The following is an 18043-nucleotide window of genomic DNA, read 5'->3' on the forward strand; positions in this document are numbered from 1 at the left end:
GGCGCGGCACGGGGGACGTGTGTGGAGGACGTGACTCCCGCCGAGCGATCGACGAAGGACCTTCCGTGGACGAACTGGGAAGGCTGGAGGCCCTGCGGCTCGCGGGGCTCAGCGCGGCGGCCGACCCCGGCATGGACCGCTTCGCCCGGCTGGTCGCCCGGCTCGTGCGCGTCCCCGTCTCGCTGGTGTCGCTGCTGGAGGCCGACCGCCAGGTCTTCCCCGGCATGACAGGGCTGGAAGAGCCCTGGGCGGGACAGCGCCAGACCTCCCTGAGCCATTCGTTCTGCCAGCACGTCGTGGCGAGCGGCGAACCGCTGGTCCTCGACGACTCACGGCTGTACCGGCTCACCTGCGCCAGCCTGGCCATCCCCGACCTGCGGGTCATCGCGTACGCCGGGATGCCGCTGACCGACGCGGACGGCCACGTCCTCGGCTCGCTCTGCGCCATCGACCACGAGCCCCGGAAGTGGGCCGAGGACGAGCTGCGGGACCTCCGGGACCTCGCCGAAGCCTGTTCGGTCGAGCTGCGCCTGCGGATCGCCACCCAGCAGATCCGTCGCGACCGGGACCAGGCCGACGTACTGCTGCGCGCCTCGGTCGAGCTGGCCCGCTCTCGTGAGCTCTCGGACCTGGTCCGCAGGCTGCACCGTCTCTTCGGCGGCCCCGTCGAACCCTCCTACGTGACCCTGCTGCTCGCCGACGAGCGAGGGCTGTCCCGGGTGGCCCACCCGGACGACGCGCGGCCCGCGGAGGGCGCCGTCGACCATGTGGAGCGGGACGCGGACTTGCCCTGCGCCCAGGCGATGCGGGAGCAGCGCACCGTCTTCGTCCCCGACCGAACCGCGCTCGCCGACGGGTATGGGCCCGAGGCCGCGCACGGGTTCGACTCGCTGGGCCTCAGCTCCGTCCTGTGCGTCCCGCTGGCGCGCGGTCGCGGGGTGCTGATGTGGCGCTGGGCCGAGGCGCGCGTCCTGACGGTCACCGAGGAGGCGTTCTTCACCGCCGTGGCCGGATACGTCAGCCAGGCCGTGGAGCGCACGCTCTTCGTGGAGAACCGGCTCAGTACCGCCGAACAGTTGCAGTCGGCCATGCTCACCGCGCTGCCCGCCGTACCGGGCCTGGAGATGGCCGCGCTCTACCTGCCCGCCGCCGACCAGGACATGGTCGGCGGGGACTGGTACGACGCCTACCCCGTCCCGGCGGAACCGTGCGGGACGGCGGAACCGTGCGGAACGGACGTGCGGCAGCCCGCGCTGATCCTGTCCATCGGAGACATCATCGGCCACGACATCGGGGCCGCCGCGGTCATGGGCCAGGTCCGCAGCATGCTGCGCCAGGCCACCCTCGGGGACCCCGGGCACTCGCCCGCCGCCGCCCTGGCCGCCGTCGACAGCACCTTCGCCGTCCTTCCGCTGGGCCCCGGCGGCACGGCCGTGCACGCCCGTCTGGATCCGCTCGGCGACCGCTGGCGGCTGACCTGGTCCAACGCCGGCCACACACCGCCCCTGCTCCGGCTGCCCGGCGGGCGCGTGTCGGTCCTGGAGGAACACGACCTGCTTCTGCTCGGCTCTTCGGCCGGGCTCTCGCGCCGCGACCACGCACGCGAACTCCCGCAGGGCAGCGTGCTGATGCTCTACACCGACGGACTGGTCGAGCACCGCGACAGCGACATCGACGACGGCATCGCACAAGCGGTGTCCCTGCTGTCCACGTACGGGGACGGGCCCCTGCCCCAGTTCCTGGAGGTGCTGTCGCGCAGCCTGGAGGGCTTCCAGCGCTCCGACGACGTGGCCGTGCTCGCGCTCCGAGTCACGGGGCCCCCGGAGAATCAGGGGCCCCCGGAGAATCCGGTACCGCGGCCACCTGGGCGCCACTACAGTGCACGGCTGTGACCTCATCCGGCTTCCTCCACACCACCCGGGCCTCCTACGACGCCCTCGCCTCCGACTACGCCACCCGGTTCCGGGACGAACTGGCCGCCAAGCCCCTCGACCGGGCGATGCTGACCGGCTTCGCCGAACTCGTGGCGGCGGGCGGCGGCGGGCCGGTGGCCGACGTCGGCTGCGGTACCGGGCGGGTCACGGGGTTCCTGCACGCGCTGGGCGCCGACGTGTTCGGCATCGACCTGTCGCCGGGCATGCTGGCCGAGGCGCGGGCGCACCACCCCGGACTGCGGTTCGAGGAGGGGTCGATGCTCGCCCTCGACCTGCCGGACGGCTCCCTGGGCGGACTGCTCGCCTGGTACTCCACGATCCATGTGCCGGACGGCCAACTCCCCGTGGCGTTCGGGGAGTTCCACCGGGTGCTGGCGCCGGGTGGGCACCTTCTGCTGGGATTCCAGGCCGGTGAGGAGACCCTCCACCTCACGGAGGGCTTCGGCCGGGACATCGCGCTCGACTTCCGGCGCCGCCGCCCCGAGCAGGTGGAGGAGGTGCTCCGGGACGCCGGGCTGGAGCCGCGGGCCCGGATGCTGCGCGAGAGGGACACCGGGGGCGCCTTCCCGGAGAAGACGCCGCAGGCGTTCCTGATCGCCCGGAAGCCGCTCGCCGCGTGACCCCGCGCCCCGTGGCCCCGGAACCCGCCTGAGGGCCGATTGTCAGTGGTGGGCGGCAGGATGGGGCCACCGACTGAGGAGGGGGTTCCATGGGGACCTGGGGGATGGGCCATTTCGACAGTGACACCGCCGCGGACTTCGCGGGACGGCTTGACGACACGCCGCCCGCCGAGCGGGAGGCCGTCGTCAAGGAGGCGCTGGCCGTGACCGCCGGCACCGGGGCGGGGGAGTACCTCGACGCCGACGACGGGGTGGTGGCGGTGGCCGCCGCCGCCCTGCTCGCCGCCCAGCGCCCCGGCGGGACCCCGGTGGACTCGGCGTACGCCCCGGACGAACCGGTGCCCCCGCTCGCCCCGGAGCTGCGGGAGCTGGCCGTGCGGGCACTGGACCGGGTGGTCGCCGACGCGTCCGAACTGCTGGAGTTGTGGGCGGACGTGGGCGAGGGCGAGGAGTGGAGCGCCGGTGTCCGGTCCCTGCGCGCGGCCCTGGCGGCGGGGGGTCAGGAGGCCGGGTGAGACCCGGTGGAGCCGTCGATCAGCTCCCGGACGATGTCCATGTGACCGGCGTGCCGCAGGACGTCCTCCAGCATGTGGATGAGCACCCACCGCATCGACACCGTGGTGCCGTTCCACGACGTGCCGGTGTCGTCCAGACCGGTCTCCTGGATCGCCCGGTCGGCGGCGGCGCGGGCCCGTGCGTAGAAGGCGAGGATCTGCTCGGTCGTCTCGTCCGGGGCGATCGTCATGTCCTCGGTGTACGGATCGAACCAGAAGTCCTCCGCCTCCCGTCCGAACGTGGTGCAGAACCAGCCGTATTCGACGGTGGCCAGATGCTTGACCAGGCCCAGCAGATTCGTGCCCGTGGGGGTCATGGGGCGGCGCAGACGCTCGTCGTCCAGCCCGTCCAGCTTCCACAGGACCACGTCCCGGTGGCGGTCGAGGCTCGCGTGCAGGGATTCCTTCTCGGCGCCGGTGTACGGCACGGCTGTCGTCATGCCGGGAGCCTAGTGACCGGCACTGACAGGGCGTACGCGGAACGGCCCCGCACACGGGGTGTGCGGGGCCGTCGGGGCGTCCGGTCGCCGTTACAGCTGGTCGATCACGTAATCGATGCACGCCGTCAGCGCCTGGACGTCCGCCGGGTCGATCGCCGGGAACATCGCCACGCGCAGCTGGTTGCGGCCCAGCTTGCGGTACGGCTCGGTGTCGACGACACCGTTGGCGCGGAGCACCTTGGCGACGGCCGCCGCGTCGATGCCGTCCTCGAAGTCGATCGTGCCGATGACCCGCGAGCGCTTCGCCGGGTCGGTGACGAACGGGGTGGCGTACTTGGAGTCCTCGGCCCAGCCGTACAGGGCCTGCGAGGACGCGGCCGTGCGGCCGGTCGCGAAGTCCAGGCCGCCCTGGGTGTTCAGCCACTTCAGCTGCTCGTTCAGCAGGAAGAGGGTGGCCAGCGCCGGGGTGTTGTACGTCTGGTTCTTCAGGGAGTTGTCGATCGCCGTGGGCAGCGAGAAGAACTCCGGGACGTGCCGGCCGGAGGCGTGGACCCGCGCGGCGCGCTCCAGGGCGGCCGGGGAGAACACACCGATCCACAGGCCGCCGTCGGAGGCGAAGGACTTCTGCGGGGCGAAGTAGTAGACGTCCGTCTCGGTGATGTCCACCGGCAGGCCGCCCGCGCCGGAGGTGGCGTCCACCAGGACGAGCGCGCCCTCGTCGGCGCCCGCGACCCGCCTGATCGGCGCGGCGACCCCGGTGGAGGTCTCGTTGTGCGTGAGGGCGTAGACGTCGACGCCCGCCTCGGCCGCCGGGTCCGGGTGGGTGCCCGGGTCGGAGGCGATCACGGTCGGGTCGGCCAGCCACGGGGCGAGCTTCGCCGCCTTCGCGAACTTGGACGAGAACTCACCGAAGTTGAGGTGCTGCGACTTGTTCTCGATGAGCCCGTGCGTCGCGATGTCCCAGAAGGCGGTGGAGCCGCCGTTGCCCAGGATCACCTCGTACCCCTCGGGAAGGGAGAAGAGGCTGCGCACACCGTCACGTACCTCGCCGACCAGGTTCTTGACCGGGGCCTGGCGGTGGGACGTACCGAGGAGAGAGGTGCCCGTGGCGGCCAGCGCGTCGAGCGCCTCCGTCCGCACCTTGGAGGGTCCGGCGCCGAAACGTCCGTCGGCGGGCTTGATGTCAGCGGGAATCTGGATATCGGCCACGAGCCGGAGCGTAGTCCCTCCGTGACGCGGCGCGGGAACGGTGTCCGTCCGATGAGACGCGCGCTCCCGTACACGGACGCCCCCGGGAGGTGCCCGGAAGGACACCCCCCCGGAGCCGTGTCAGCCCAGGGTGACCGGGAGCTCGTACAGGTCGTTCTGGGTCACGATCGGCTTGTTCCGCAGCTCGGAGGGGGCGACGGCCAGTGCCAGGTCCGGGAACCGCTCGTAGAGCGCGGGCAGCGCGACCGCGGCCTCCAGACGGGACAGGGCGGCACCCGGGCAGACGTGCGGACCGTGCCCGAAAGAGATGTGCCGGTTGGGAGAGCGGGTGACGTCGAAGTCCGCCGCCGTCGGGCCCCACTGCCGCTCGTCGCGGGCCATGGCGGCGAACGAGATCATCGTGCCCTCGCCCTTCGGCAGGATCCGGTCACCGACCTCGATGTCCTGGGTGGCGAACCGGATCAGGATGTGCGACGTCGGCGCCTTCCAGCGCAGCGTCTCCTCGACCGCGCTGTCCCAGCCCACCTCGCCGGACAGCACCGCCCGGCGCTGCTCGGGGTGGCTCTCCAGGGCCACGACGGTGTTCACGATCAGACTGATCGTGGTCTCGTGCCCGGCCGCGATGATCAGCTTCAGGGTGTTGAGGATCTCGTCGTCGGTGAGGTGGTCGCCGTCCTCCGAGGCGTTGAGCAGCGCCCAGGTGAGGTCGTCGGCCGGCGACTGCTTCTTCTCGTCGAGGATCCGCGTGAACAGCGTGTGGATGCCCGCCATGGTCCGCGGGACCTCGGCCGGCGGGGTCTGGTTGGAGAAGAACTTGTCGAAGAGGCGCTTCATCTCGGGCAGGTCGGCGGAGTCGATGCCCATCAGCTCGCTGATGACGTTCATCGGCAGCGGGTAGGCGAACTCGGCCTTGAGGTCCACCGTCTCGCCCGCCGGGCGTGCCGCGAGGCGGTCCAGCAGCACGTGCGTACGGGCCTCGATCCCCGCCCGCAGGCGTTCCACCCGGCGGGCCGTCAACGCCTGGGCGACCAGGCCCCGCAGCCTCCGGTGTTCCGGGCCGTCCGCGGTGAGCATGGTGCGGCCGGGGTTGACCAGTCCGATCAGCGGCCAGTCCAGGGGGATCTCACCGCGCCGCCAGGCGTTCCAGACGTTGATGTCCTTCACCAGACGGCTGTCGGTGAGCAGTGCCTTCGCCTCGGCGTAGTGGGTGATCGCGTAGACCGGTACGCCGCCCGGCAGTTCGACCTCGGCGAGCGGGCCCGCCGCGTGCAGCCGGGCGCTCTCCCCGGCGAGGTCCGTGACGAACGGGTCCAGGACGATGCGTTCCCGCTCGGCGGTACCGGTCGGTTCTGCGGTGGGCGCGGTCATCTCTGGCCTCCAAGGGCGGGGGTGGGAGTGAAGTGCACCGGCAGGTCCTTCAGGCCGCGCAGCCACGGGGAGGGCCGCCGGGTGAGCTGTTCGGCGGGGACGGCGAGATCCACGTCCGGCAGCCGGTCGAGGATGACCTCGATGGCCGTACGGGCGACGGTCTCGGCGATCTCCTGGGCGGGGAAGGGACAGCGGTGGTCGCCGTGCCCGAAGGAGAAGAAGGCGTTGTTGCCGCCGGTGAGGACCGTGCCGTCGGTGCGTACCCGCGGATCGGAGTTGGCCCCGGCGAGGCTGAGGACGAGGAGGTCACCGGCCTTGATGTGGCAGCCGCCGAGATGGGTGTCCCGGGTGGCCCAGCGGCCGGCGATGTTCTGGGAGGGCGTGTCCTCCCAGAGCACCTCGTTCATGGCCTCGGCGACGCTGTGCCGGCCGCCGGAGAGCGAGGCGGTGAACCGGTCGTCGGTGAGCATGAGGCGCAGCGAGTTGCCGATCCAGTCGGCCGTCGGCTGGTGCCCGGCGGCCATCATGACCATCAGGTCGCGGGCGACCTCCTCGTCGGTGAAGCCGGAGGTGTTGGCGAGCATGCGGCTGGCCACGTCGTCGCCGGGGTCGGCCCGCCGCTCGGCCAGCAGCTGGAACACGGAGGTGGCGATGTGGCGCTGGCCGGCGAGGGCGTCCGGGCCGCCGTTGATCATGTCGTTCATCGCGGTGACGAGGGCGGGGCCCTTGTCGTTGTCGAACCCGAAGAGCCTCGCCAGCACGCGGACGGGCAGCATCATGGCGTACGAGGCGACGAGGTCGGTGGCGCCGGTCGTGCAGAAACCGTCGATCAGCTCGTCGGCGAACGCCTCGGTGTGCTGCTTGAGCGCGAAGGGGTCCTCGGCCTCCAGCGCGCCGCTGATCACGGCCGAGCGGTGGCTGTGCCGTTCCCCGACGGTGTAGAGGATCGACGGCTGGTCCCGGCTGATCATCGGCATCAGCGGCCAGTCGTCGGGGATGTCGGGCCACTGGTTCCACAGGTGCGAGTCGCGGCTGAAGAGCGCCGGATCGCTGGTGAGCTGGTGCAGTTCGCGGTAGCCGACGACGAGCCAGGCCGGGATGCCACCGGGCAGGACGATCGGCGCGACCGCTCCGTGGTCGCGTCTGATCGACCGGTACAGCTCGCCCGGGTCGGCCTGGAACCGGGGGCTGGAGAGATCGACGGCACCTGCGGCGTGCGGGCACTGGGTCACGGGTTGTGCTCCGGGGTCAGGGCGGCCAGGGGCTGGTCACCGTCCAGGGAAGCGGCGGACGCCCCGCCGCTCTCGGCGCGGGCGACGGACAGCGCGTGGAGGTGTTCGACGAGGGTGATCAGGACGTACTTGCTGGAGGAGCGGTCCCGGGCGTCGCACTCGACCAGCGGGACGTCCGGGGAGAGGTCCAGCGCCTCCCGTATCTGCTGTTCGGTGTGGAGCGGGCCGCCGAAGTCGTTGCACGCCACGATGAACGGCGTGCCGTGGTGCTCCAGCCGGTCGATCGCGTACCAGGAGTCGGCGAGCCGCCGGGTGTCCACGAGGACGACGGCGCCCAGGGTTCCGGAGAAGAGGCGGTCCCACAGAAACCAGAAGCGTTCCTGGCCGGGTGCGCCGAAGAGGTACAGCACCGAGCGCGCGTCGAGGGTGATGCGGCCGAAGTCGAAGGCGACCGTGGTGGACGTCTTGGAGTGCACACCGCCGAGGTCGTCCACGTCCTCGCCCGCGCGGGTCATGGTCTCCTCCGTGTTGAGCGGGCGTATCTCGCTCACGGAACGGACCATGGTGGTCTTGCCGACCCCGAAGCCGCCGACCACGACGATCTTCAGTCCGTTGTCGGCCGTCGCCTGCAGGGCGGCACGGTCAGAGATTGCGGAGTCCAACGAGCACCTGTTCCAGGGTGTCGGTGTCGGGGAGCCGGTCCGCGACACGGGCAGTACGGGGATGGCGGGCGCTGATCCGGCCGGTGTCGAGCAGGTCGCACAGCATGATGCGGACGATGCCGACGGGCAGGTTCAGGATGGCCGAGATCTCGACGACGGCGGTGGGCAGTGCGCACATCCGCAGGATCGCGGCGTGCTCCGACTGCATCCCGGGTGCCGGATCGCACTCGGCGACGACCAGGGTGACCAGGTCGAACACGTCCGAGTCGGACCGGCTGCGGCCACCCGTGAGGGTGTACAGCCGGTCCGGGGCGTCGTCGCGTCCGGGGCGGGGCCGGGGCGCCGACGTCATACGTCCGCGGTTTCCGTGGCCGGGGCCACCGCGCCGGGGCCGCGCGGCGGGGCCACCAGGTGCTCGCCGAGCTGCTCGACGAGTTCGCTCATGTTGTGACCGACGAGGCCGACGTCGGAGTCCTCCGCGGCGACCACCGCCAGATGGGCGCCCGCACCCGCCTCGACGATGAACAGCACCCCGCCGTAGAACTCGGCCATCGCCGACCGTACGCCGCCGCTGCCGTCACCGAACTCCACGGACGCCCCGTGCGACAGGCTCTGGATGCCGGCGGAGATCGCGGCGAGCTGGTCGGCCTGGTCGACGGAGAGCTCGGGGGTACGGCACAGCTTCAGGCCGTCCCGGGAGAGGACCAGGGCGTGCCGGGCGCCGGGAGTGCGGTCCAGCAGGCCCTCCAGCAGCCAGTTGAGCTTCTCGTCGGTCGTCGCGGTCATCGGGTGTTGCCTTCCGGGTTCGGGGTGTTGGCCCGGACCGCCTGACTGAAGGTGCTGAAGCGTGCCGCCTGCACCTTCGCGTCGGTGGTACGGGGCCGGGGGGAATCGGCACCGCCGGGTGCGGCATTGCCGTTACGGGCTTCGGCGGCGGCCAGGGTGCGACCGCGGCGGCGCTTGGGCAGGCCGCTCTCGCCGAACTGCGGGACGGATCCGGTCGATTCGGAGGCGTTCTCGCGAGCGTGCGTGGGGGTGGTGCCGGGGGTGTTGCCGGAGGTGTCGCCGAGGTCGTCGCCGGGGGAGCCGCCGGGCGCGGTTCCGGGCGCGTTCTCGGAGGCCTCGCGGGGGGCGTGCGCGGGGGCGTCCTGGCGCGGGGTGCCCTGCGCGGGCGCGGAGTCCACGGGGCGGGCCGAGGCGTGGACCGGCTCCGGTTCCGGGCGGGCCGCGGGGGCCGGGACGGGCGGACCGGGCGGGAGAGCGCCCCGGGAGATCAGCTCCTGGGGCAGCATCATCAGCGCACCGGTGCCGCCGCGCGCCGACGGCCGGAAGGAGACGGTCAGCCCGTGCTTACGGGCCAGCCGGCCGACCACCGCCAGCCCGAGCCGGGTCCCGGAGAGACCGGCGAGGTCCTGGTTGCGGCCCGACACGGAGCGGTCGGCGCGGCGCAGTTGCACCTCGCTCATCACCAGGCCGCTGTCCTCGACGGTGATGACCACCCCCGCCGGGACCTCCTCGACGTACACATGCACTTCGGCGGTGGGCGGCGAGAAGTTGGCCGCGTTGTCGAGCAGCTCCGCGAGGGCGTGCATGACGCCTTCGGCGGCGTGCCCGGCGATCGCCACGTCGCTGGTGGAGTGCAGGCGGATGCGCTGGTAGCCGCCGATGCGGCCCATCGCGCCGCGCAGGATCGACTCCATCACGATCGGCTTCGCCCAGCGGCGCCCGGAGCGCGCACCGGTCAGCACCGCGACGGAGTCGGCGAGCCGGCCCGCCTGGGCGGTGCGGTGGTCCAGGTGCAGGAGGTCGGCCAGGACCTCCTCGGAGGTGTGCCGGTGCTCCATCTCCCGCAGGTCGGCGAGCATGCCGGTGGCCAGCGCCTGCATACGGCCGGCGGCGTTGGCACAGGCGGCGACGGCGGCGGAGCGTTCGGTCTCGCTGCGCCGGGCGCGCTCGGCGAGCCGGGCGTTCTCCGCCGTGAGGCGGGCGTGCTCGGCCTCGGCCCCGGCCGTCGTGGCGGCGACCCGTTCGGCGGCCTCGGCGGTGACCCGGGCGGTCTCCGCGGCGGCGGCCGCCCGGATACGGGCCGTCTCCGCGGTGAAGCGCTGGGCCTCGGCGGCGGAGGACGAGACGAGACGCGAGGTCTCGGCGGTGAAGCGTTCGGCGTCCGCGGCCCGCAGGGCCCGCAGCGCGCGCGCCTTGGCCAGGGTGTGGACGGTGACGGCCACGGAGACGCTCAGCACGAGGGCCGCGGCGCCCGCTCCCCAGGACAGGGGCGTCCGTACCGAGGCGGGCGCCGAAGCGACCGCCCACAGACACAGGGAACCGGTGACGGCTGCCGAGATCAGCAGGGCGAATGCGGTCGGCCGGGGTGAAGGGCGCAATCGGAGTCCTCGGAGGGCGGACGGTTCGGGGTCGGTGATGATCCAGGTGCTTCGGTGCGGTCGCGGTGAATGATCCGCAACTGGAGCTGATTTTTCCTGATCAAGTAACGGCAACTATAGGAGAATTGACGTCTCGTTTGGGGATCTCATGTGGCCACTTCTATTTGAAATCTGTCTCAAAGAGGGCGGTGATGGGGATTTCTGAGGGGTGCGGCGGGTCGGGGCGGCGGAGGCGCGTGGTGAAGCAGTAGCGAATATGGCGATATGTCGTCTGTGCGGAGCTGGATTTGTCACGATCGTCGCCTGAGGGCGGGTGGGCGACTAGTCTGAGCGCTCCGGTGCAGCCGACCCCCAGGTCGCGGCACTGCCGTAAGACACACCGCGGGCGCCTTGAGGGGGAGGCGCCGGGTGGCCCCGACGGAGGACGCAGGCAACCGTGGACGCGCAAGGCCGTGGGCGGGACGAGGGCATCGACCCCGCAGACCAGTGGGTACTCAATCCGGACACCGGCGATTACGAACTGCGACTGACCCCCTCCGCAGGGCGAGCGCCGTCGCCGTCCGGTTCCCCCTCCGCCGCACCGTCCTCGTCCGGCGCGTCCGCGACCAGGGCCCCGGCGCCGTCCTCCCGCCGCAAGGAGGCTCCCGGCACCCCGCCCGCGGACGAGCGCGCCGCCGTACCGGGGCAGCGCGGCGGCCGCAGGGGCGGCGGGCGGAGTGAGTCGCAGTCCGAGCGCGGGCCGGGCGGCCGGGCGGGAGCCCGGGGCGCCGGCGCGGCGACGGGGCGGCGCGGCACGAGGTCCAGGAAGTCCGGGAAGCCCGGCCGGTCCGGGAAGAAGAAGGCCCTGGTCTGGACGGGAGGCGTGCTGGCGTTCCTGCTGGTGGGCACCGCCACGGCGGGCTATCTGGCGTACCGGCACTTCAACGGCAACATCACCGCCGTCTCCAGCGACGGCGCCGGGACCGGCGGCTTCAGCAAGGACCGGGCCATCAACGTCCTGGTGATCGGGACCGACAAGCGGACCGGCAAGGGCAACGAGGGCTACGGCGACAAGGACAGCGTCGGCCACGCCGACACCACGATCCTCTTCCACGTCTCCAAGGACCGTACGAACGCCACCGCGCTGAGCATTCCACGCGACCTGATAGCGACCGTCCCGGACTGTCCGACCGCGCAGGACGACGGTTCGACCAAGACCATCCCGGGCACCGAGGGCCAGCGCTTCAACACCAGCCTCGGACAGTTCGACCGGACGCCCAGCTGCACGATGCGTACCGTCACCGAGCTCACCGGCCTGGAGGTCGACCACTTCATGGTGGCCGACTTCAACGCGGTCAAGACCCTGTCCACCGCCGTCGGCGGGGTGGACGTCTGCCTGGCCAAGGACATCAACGACTCCAAGTCCCATCTGAACCTCAAGAAGGGCGAGCACAACCTCCAGGGCGAGGAGGCGCTGTCGTTCCTGCGCACGCGTTACTCCGTCGGATTCGGCAGCGACCTGAGCCGTATCGAACTCCAGCAGCAGTTCCTGAGTTCGCTGATGCGCAAGCTCAAGTCCAACGACACCCTGACCAGCCCCACCAAGATGTGGACGCTGGCGGAGGCGGGCACCAAGGCGCTCACGGTCGACGACAAGATCGGTGACATCAACGAGTTGCGCAAACTGGGCATGGAACTGGCCTCGGTCGACTCGAAGAACATCACGTTCACCACGGTGCCGGTGCTGGACAACCCGGAGGACAAGGCGTCCGTCGTCCTCGACAGGAACAAGGCCCCCCAGGTCTTCTCGATGATGCGCGAGGACGTCTCCTTCACCGAGGTCGCCGCCCAGAAGAAGGCCGCCGCCAAGGAGAAGGAAGCCGCCAAGCTCAAGGGCGAGATGGCGGAGCCCGCGGACGTGCGGGTGGACGTCTACAACGGCGGCGCCCCGTCCGGCTCCGCGCAGAACGCCCTGGACTGGCTCCAGAACAAGCAGGGCGTACTGAAGTCCACGAACAAGTCGAACGCCCCGGAGAACGTCAAGAAGACCCAGCTCGTCTACGCCCCCAACCAGGCCGACCAGGCGCGCCGACTGGCCGACATGATGGGCCTGTCGGCATCGGCACTGAAGCCGACGACGACGGACGCGGGCGAGCGGGACCCGATGGTCCTGACCCTGGGCCCCGACTTCGTGGAAGCGGGCACCCCGCTGAGCGCCCCGCAGAAGGCACCGGACGAGATCCAGCGCGTCGAGGGAGACAAGCAGGTCTGCGCGCAGTAGCGGGACGGGGGCGGGGCGGCCCCTTCCCCCATGCCCGGTCCGCCGGCTGTCGGCCCGGACACGGGCGCCCGAGGCGGCACGAGGACAGTGGACGTCAGGGTTGCTTCGCCTCCTTCCAGGGCCTCGTGTGTCCGTTTCTTGCTAGCGTCGTTCCGTCGCAAGGGAGGTCCGGTGCCGTCTTCGCCGTCCGCTGTGCCCGACGTCGACCTCCGAGTCGCGCAGATCGATGACGTACTTGAGCAGGTCGAACATGGCTTCCGCACGTCACTGGACCGTAGGACGCTGGTGCGTAAACGGCGCTCGCTCGGCGCGCGAACGGACCGAGACACATGGGTACGTATCGAACGGCGTCGGCTCGACAGGATCGACGGCCAGGGCTGGAACGGAACCGAGTGTGCCGCTCTGCTGAAAGGGGTGGTCAGGCCTGAGTGGCACCGGGGCATGTCCTGGCGGGGGCCCGACGGTGCCGCGATGTGGCGGGCCGACGAGACGGAACTTCTGCCAGGGTCCCCGATCGGTGGCAGCGTCCTGGCCGCCGATCCCCACCTGCCGGACGCATGGTGGCAGGCGCTGAACACGTCGCTGGCGGCGCTGGCTGCCCAGCACACGACGCGCGTCGCCACTCCTGACACCGTCACGATGACCCAGAGCGGAGTTACGGAGGCGGTCATGAGGTTCGTGCCTCGGGACACCGACACGGCGTTGACCCGCTGGCGCCCGGCGCACGCGGACCTCAACTGGGCCAACATGACCGGGCCGCGGTTCTGCCTGTTCGACTGGGAGGACTGGGGCATGGCCCCTCGGGGCCTGGACGCGGCGTCGCTGTGGGGGAACTCCCTGGCGGTCCCGGGCCTGGCCGAGCGGGTCCGCCACGAACGACGCGACGACCTGGAGAGCCGGGACGGTCGACTGATGACCTTGTTCGTCTGCGCGAAGATCCTGGCGCCGGACGCTCATCCCGAAGACCCTCGCCTTGAACCGGCGCGTGACATGGCCGCACGGGTGGCGGACGGCCTTCAGAGGCGCTGACGGCCGGCTCGCTCCCGGAGTAGCTGCCGGTACGTGTGGATGTTCCTGGTTTCGGCCTCGTACCGAAGGGCGTCGACCAGTTCCCGTAAGTGGGAGGGGTTATCCGTACCGACCGCGACTCTCCCGACGCGCGGTAGCCAGTACGCGGCGCGGAACGCTGCCTGTAGTGCCGAGAGGCCGTCGTCAGGGGCCCGGATGAACACCTGCGGGTCGAGCTTGCCCCACAAAGGATCCCTGGGCCGGCCGCCGAAGGGACTCATGCCCCATAGCTGGGTTGCTCCGAGGCGCCATTGGTCCGAGAGGGCCTCGGAGGCTTCCAGGACGTCGGCACCGGCGAGGAGGCCCCCACGGACCATGAGCACGTCGGGCCTGGGGACGGTGCCGACACCGAGTTCGGGCAGCGGACGAGGGTCCCAGGAGGCGATGCCCCAGCCGCCGCACAGCCCCTCTGCCGCAGCGGTCTCCAGGGCAGCGCACGCCATACCCAGAGCATCCCGCGCGGTGCCCGGCGAGCGGGTCAGAGAGCGCTCGGGGTTGTGCAGGAACACCAGGTCGGGAGCGCGCCCCAAGTCGCGATTCGTCTGTTCCAGGGCTCCTCGGAGCCGACCTGGATCCAGGGAGTGCTCTGCTTGCCCGACAGCAGGGAAGAAGCCGACCTTGGTGGAGAGCCGGAAGCGAGCCAGGAGGTGGCTTCCCACATCGGCCAAGGCCGAGTGGGCTGAGAAACCCAGGTAGTTGAAGCTGGTGTCGATCGTGTCAATCCCGAGTTCCAGCGCGCTCGTCAGGATCCGACGCTCGTGACGAGACCGGTGTAGCCCGAGAACAATGCGGGGGTCAGGGTCGCGCACAGTTCCTCCTCCACCAGGATCTTCGCCAGCGCCTTGATTCCGGTGCCCGCCGCATGGGTGGCCTCGTCCAACCGCACGGGATGACCGCTCAGGAGTGTGCGGAGCCCCGGCAGGGCCTTGTCCGCGAACGTCAGTTCCTTGCCCGCTGCCGCCACGAGGACAGTGCCCTCGCCCTCCCTGATCAGCGGCGGGAACTCGCTGATACAGGCCACGGCCTCCAGGGGGCCGAAGATGTCCAGGAAGGGAACGTGCCGACCGGAAGGAGCCTCCTGCTCGCGGCGTCGGAGGAATTCCGCCGGACCACGGGCTTCGACGAGGCGTGCGGCAGCGGCGCCCAGCATCCGCTGGCGGGACCGCTGCTCTTCGGGTCCGGACCATCGGTCGAGGTCGTGGCGGAACACCTCCTCGTGGCGAGACCAGTCAGCGAGCCAGGTCAGCCAGCTCACAGCAGTGCGTTTGGCGAAGCCGAACGTCACATGGGTGCTGTGTCCACCGCCCCGGCCCGCGCGGGTGGCCGCGTGCCAGTAGCCGCGTGGGATGTGCAGCACGTCACCGGGCTGCACGGTTCCGGTCCACACGACCTCCTCGCTGGGGGTGTTGTTCCTCTCCGCGTCCCGGAACATGGGCACGGGCCGGGAGACACCTCGTACCTCCCACTGTTTCTCGCCGGCCAACTGCACGATGAGGACGTCGTGGTCGTCCCAATGGAGGTCGAAGCCGGACGCGTCGTTGGTGGTCAGGTAGACGTTCGCCTGGACGTGTTCCCGAGCCCACCACTGCATGGCACGGCAGGCTGTCTCCATCGTGGGGTCGAAGACGTTCGACTGGTCCAGGACCAGCGTGGCGCCCTCGCGCAGGAGGGCGCCCAGGCGGCGCATGTCCGCCATGGGTACGGCCTGCCCCCGGGGCGTGACCTGACGGTCCAGATACATGTCGGGGTGCAGCTCCGCACCACCTTTGAAGAGACGGAACTGCGGATTGGCGAGGCTCCGGCGCATGATCAGGTCGAGGAGGCGTGGCGGTGTGAGCAGGCGTGTCACCACATCGAGGTCGCTGATGGTTCCCCGGGCGAAGCCCTTACCGAGAGGGCCTGGCCCTTCCCAGCCGAGCGCCATCTCCACAGCACGGACCAATCGGTGTTGCATGAGCTGATTCCTTCCTTGTGTCGGACTGACTGGCGGGTGGGGGCGGTGAGGTCGCGTGCGCAGCCCCACCGCCGACGTCCCGGCGGCTACGCCGCATGGTTCAGCCCGTCACCCCCGGGCCAGGGGCCGTCACCCGAGCCGCCCTGCCCCGGGTCGGACGCGTTGCTGTCGTGCCGGTCGTGGATGCTCGCGAGGACTTCCACGGCGATCAGAAGGCCCTCCTCGTCGGAGGGGGTCTCGATTCCCACTTCGTGCTCCTTCCTGTGTCCGTCTCCCGCCGCCCGGCGGGAGCTTGGTGGATGCCGAACGAACGAGGTAGAAGGCCCCTAAGAGGTGCCGTGAAGCCGACGGGGGGCGTTCGTGCGTGCGCCGAAGCCGTCGTAGGGGGCTTCCGTTCGCTCGGCGGTCAGGGGCGGATGTGTCCGGTGGTGCGTCGCGGAGCCACGGTCGGGCTCCGACGTCCGAGTCGGTCGACCGTGCGTCGCCGGTCCCGTACACGATTGAATGCGTTGCCCAGCGGTGTTCCAGGCCTGCTGCGACCGTAGGCGAGGCTTCGTGCGGCACCCCGGAAAAACCTTCCGGGGTCTTCCCCACCCGTGAGGTGATGCTCAGACCATGCGAGGAATGACGGAGCACCTGACCATCGGCGAGCGCGTCGCCTGGTACCGGCGTCGGCGTGGCCTCTCCCAGCAGGTCTTGGCGGGCCTTGTGGGACGCACAGCGGACTGGCTGAGCAAGGCGGAGAACAATCGCATCGAGCTCGATCGGCTCTCGGTTGTCACCGCTCTTGCCGAGGCGCTCGGCGTCTCTCTCGGAGACCTGCTGGCCGAGCCGACGCTCATGGAGGGGACAGACAACAGCGGCTACCGGGGAGCCTCGACACTGTGCGAAGTGCTCGTGGACTACACGTGGTTCACGTCTCTTCCGACGCCTCTCCACCATGACGACGATCCACCGGCCTTACAGGACCTCCGCGCCGATGTCGAGGTTGTCCTCGACGCCTACCAGACGTCCCGGTACGGCTTCGCCACCCGCCGTCTGCCGCTCCTTCTTGCCGAGGGTCTTGCCGCGTCCCGCGCCTACTCGGGAGACGACCAGGAGGAGGCCCATGCTCTGCTCGCCCTCGCTTATCAAGGGGCAGCCATGGTGCTGGGCAAGGTCGGAGAGCCCGAACTGGCGTGGATGGCCGCCGACCGTGGCCTGGCAGCCGCGCAGCACAGCGGCCGGAGCGCGGTCACGGGTTCCCTCGTACGAGCGGTCACTCACTGCCTCCTGTCCACCGGGCGCTTCGGCGCGGCGGTCGAGTTGGTGAACCACGCGGCTGCCGCGATGCAGCCGGAGCTGAGCGACGCCGACGACACCTACCTTTCGGTGTACGGCACACTCTTCCTCGCCGGGGCGATGGCAGCCGCGCGAGCAGGGGACCGGCAATCCACGCGGACCTTTCTCCATGAAGCCGATGAAGCCGCACAACGACTCGGCGCAGACGCCAACCACTTGTGGACAGCCTTCGGCCCGACCAACGTGTCCGTCCACCGAGCGGCCGCCGCAGGCGAACTCGGCGACATCCAGATCGCCACGGACCTGGGCATGCGTATCGACACCAGTGGTATGCCGGTGGAGCGGCGTGTACGGCACGGTCTCGAAGTCGCGAGGTCGCTCAGCGCCTGGAATCGGACCGATGAGGCCGTGGCCGTCCTGCTGGAAGCCGAGCGGAACGCGCCCGAGCAGGTGCGTCACCACCGTCTGAGCCAGGAACTGGTCACCGGCTGGATCCGGGGCACCCGAGGCCGGCCGTCCCGTCCCTTGGCAGATCTGGCCCGTAGGCTCCGTATCGTCTCAAGCGGCTAGAGTTCGACGCGTGAGCGACGACGAGCACGAGGCGAGGGCGGCTCGCCCCCATATGGCAGCCGGCGCCCTCTTCTTCGACGCGACCGCTCGCGTCCTGCTCGTGGAGCCGTCCTACAAGGACTACCGTGACGTCCCCGGTGGGTACGTCGAACAGGGTGAGTCGCCCCGGCAGGCCTGCGTGCGCGAGGTCCGTGAAGAGCTGGGTATCGAGCCCCCTGTCGGCCGCCTCCTGGTCGTCGACTGGGCGCCCAGCCCCGAGGAGGGGGACAAGGTCCTCTACCTCTTCGACGGCGGGTGTCTCGGCGGGGACCACCTCCGGCGGATCGTGCTCCAGGCGGACGAGCTTCGTGGCTACGGCTTCCACAGCGCCGAGCTTGTGCCGGGACTCACCATCCCCCGCCTCGCCCGCCGCATCGCTGCCGGGATCCGGGCCCGGGAAGAGGGCCTGACCGTCTACCTGGAGTACGGAAAGCCGCCGGCAGAGCAGACTTGACCGGCCCCGCCCGG

General features: G+C 70.8%; 18 protein-coding genes. 7 read left to right on the forward strand and 11 right to left on the reverse strand.

The genetic code is table 11. The features are described 5' to 3' along the window. Window positions 1-65 precede the first annotated feature (65 nt). From B9S64_RS18960 to B9S64_RS18970, 3 genes are all read left to right on the forward strand, one after another. The gene (locus tag B9S64_RS18960; RefSeq protein WP_103489087.1) at window positions 66-1892 is read left to right on the forward strand and encodes a GAF domain-containing SpoIIE family protein phosphatase; all 1827 of its coding nucleotides are present in this window, start codon (window positions 66-68) and stop codon (window positions 1890-1892) included. Beyond that, a complete protein-coding gene (locus B9S64_RS18965) occupies window positions 1889-2554 on the forward strand; it encodes a class I SAM-dependent methyltransferase (RefSeq protein ID WP_103489088.1) in 666 nt (221 codons plus the stop codon). Before B9S64_RS18960 ends, B9S64_RS18965 begins: the two co-directional genes overlap by 4 nt. 89 nt (window positions 2555-2643) lie before the next feature. Then, window positions 2644-3069, forward strand: a complete 426-nt coding sequence (locus tag B9S64_RS18970) for a DUF4259 domain-containing protein (protein WP_103489089.1) — start codon at window positions 2644-2646, stop codon at window positions 3067-3069. On the opposite strand, the gene B9S64_RS18975 is transcribed toward B9S64_RS18970, so the two are convergent. The 8 genes from B9S64_RS18975 to B9S64_RS19010 all read right to left on the reverse strand — a co-directional run bounded on the left by B9S64_RS18975 (window position 3054) and on the right by B9S64_RS19010 (window position 10403). Further along, the gene (locus B9S64_RS18975) at window positions 3054-3548 is read right to left on the reverse strand and encodes a DinB family protein (RefSeq protein WP_103489090.1); all 495 of its coding nucleotides are present in this window, start codon (window positions 3546-3548) and stop codon (window positions 3054-3056) included. The genes B9S64_RS18970 and B9S64_RS18975 overlap by 16 nt on opposite strands. A 90-nt stretch (window positions 3549-3638) precedes the next feature. Next, window positions 3639-4757 (reverse strand): phosphoserine transaminase, encoded by a 1119-nt coding sequence (gene serC / locus B9S64_RS18980; RefSeq protein WP_103489091.1) that lies wholly within the window; start codon window positions 4755-4757, stop codon window positions 3639-3641. 120 nt (window positions 4758-4877) lie between these two features. Continuing rightward, entirely contained in the window at window positions 4878-6125 is a 1248-nt protein-coding gene (locus B9S64_RS18985; RefSeq protein WP_103489092.1) for a cytochrome P450, read from the reverse strand. Further along, window positions 6122-7357: a cytochrome P450 gene (locus tag B9S64_RS18990; protein ID WP_103489093.1), complete on the reverse strand. Its 1236-nt coding sequence runs from the start codon at window positions 7355-7357 to the stop codon at window positions 6122-6124. Before B9S64_RS18990 ends, B9S64_RS18985 begins: the two co-directional genes overlap by 4 nt. Further along, a complete protein-coding gene (locus tag B9S64_RS18995; protein ID WP_103489094.1) occupies window positions 7354-8019 on the reverse strand; it encodes an ATP/GTP-binding protein in 666 nt (221 codons plus the stop codon). The genes B9S64_RS18990 and B9S64_RS18995 overlap by 4 nt, the downstream gene beginning before the upstream one ends. Then, window positions 8000-8371, reverse strand: a complete 372-nt coding sequence (locus B9S64_RS19000) for a DUF742 domain-containing protein (protein WP_103489095.1) — start codon at window positions 8369-8371, stop codon at window positions 8000-8002. The genes B9S64_RS18995 and B9S64_RS19000 overlap by 20 nt, the downstream gene beginning before the upstream one ends. Then, a complete protein-coding gene (locus B9S64_RS19005) occupies window positions 8368-8805 on the reverse strand; it encodes a roadblock/LC7 domain-containing protein (protein WP_028439393.1) in 438 nt (145 codons plus the stop codon). The genes B9S64_RS19000 and B9S64_RS19005 overlap by 4 nt, the downstream gene beginning before the upstream one ends. Continuing rightward, window positions 8802-10403 (reverse strand): sensor histidine kinase KdpD, encoded by a 1602-nt coding sequence (locus B9S64_RS19010; RefSeq protein ID WP_103489096.1) that lies wholly within the window; start codon window positions 10401-10403, stop codon window positions 8802-8804. The genes B9S64_RS19005 and B9S64_RS19010 overlap by 4 nt, the downstream gene beginning before the upstream one ends. Window positions 10404-10839: 436 nt before the next feature. On the opposite strand from B9S64_RS19010, the gene B9S64_RS19015 reads away from it, so the two are divergent. Together B9S64_RS19015 and B9S64_RS19020 are read left to right on the forward strand one after the other, a co-directional pair. Beyond that, window positions 10840-12663, forward strand: a complete 1824-nt coding sequence (locus B9S64_RS19015; RefSeq protein WP_109492070.1) for an LCP family protein — start codon at window positions 10840-10842, stop codon at window positions 12661-12663. 171 nt (window positions 12664-12834) lie between these two features. Then, a complete protein-coding gene (locus B9S64_RS19020; RefSeq protein ID WP_103489495.1) occupies window positions 12835-13692 on the forward strand; it encodes a hypothetical protein in 858 nt (285 codons plus the stop codon). On the opposite strand, the gene B9S64_RS19025 is transcribed toward B9S64_RS19020, so the two are convergent. The 3 genes from B9S64_RS19025 to B9S64_RS34545 all read right to left on the reverse strand — a co-directional run bounded on the left by B9S64_RS19025 (window position 13680) and on the right by B9S64_RS34545 (window position 15933). Beyond that, the gene (locus B9S64_RS19025) at window positions 13680-14540 is read right to left on the reverse strand and encodes an aldo/keto reductase (RefSeq protein ID WP_103489494.1); all 861 of its coding nucleotides are present in this window, start codon (window positions 14538-14540) and stop codon (window positions 13680-13682) included. The genes B9S64_RS19020 and B9S64_RS19025 overlap by 13 nt on opposite strands. Beyond that, on the reverse strand, window positions 14474-15685 hold the full coding sequence (locus B9S64_RS19030) for a JmjC domain-containing protein (protein ID WP_103489493.1): 1212 nt from the start codon (window positions 15683-15685) through the stop codon (window positions 14474-14476). Before B9S64_RS19030 ends, B9S64_RS19025 begins: the two co-directional genes overlap by 67 nt. Window positions 15686-15771: 86 nt before the next feature. Further along, window positions 15772-15933, reverse strand: a complete 162-nt coding sequence (locus tag B9S64_RS34545) for a hypothetical protein (RefSeq protein WP_181012168.1) — start codon at window positions 15931-15933, stop codon at window positions 15772-15774. Between the two features lie 376 nt (window positions 15934-16309). On the opposite strand from B9S64_RS34545, the gene B9S64_RS19035 reads away from it, so the two are divergent. Next, window positions 16310-17536: a helix-turn-helix domain-containing protein gene (locus B9S64_RS19035; RefSeq protein WP_103489492.1), complete on the forward strand. Its 1227-nt coding sequence runs from the start codon at window positions 16310-16312 to the stop codon at window positions 17534-17536. Between the two features lie 10 nt (window positions 17537-17546). Next, a complete protein-coding gene (locus B9S64_RS19040; RefSeq protein ID WP_103489491.1) occupies window positions 17547-18029 on the forward strand; it encodes an NUDIX hydrolase in 483 nt (160 codons plus the stop codon). Window positions 18030-18043: the final 14 nt, after the last annotated feature.

Source organism: Streptomyces sp. SM18, from assembly GCF_002910775.2.
In the GTDB taxonomy this organism is placed as follows: domain Bacteria; phylum Actinomycetota; class Actinomycetes; order Streptomycetales; family Streptomycetaceae; genus Streptomyces; species Streptomyces halstedii.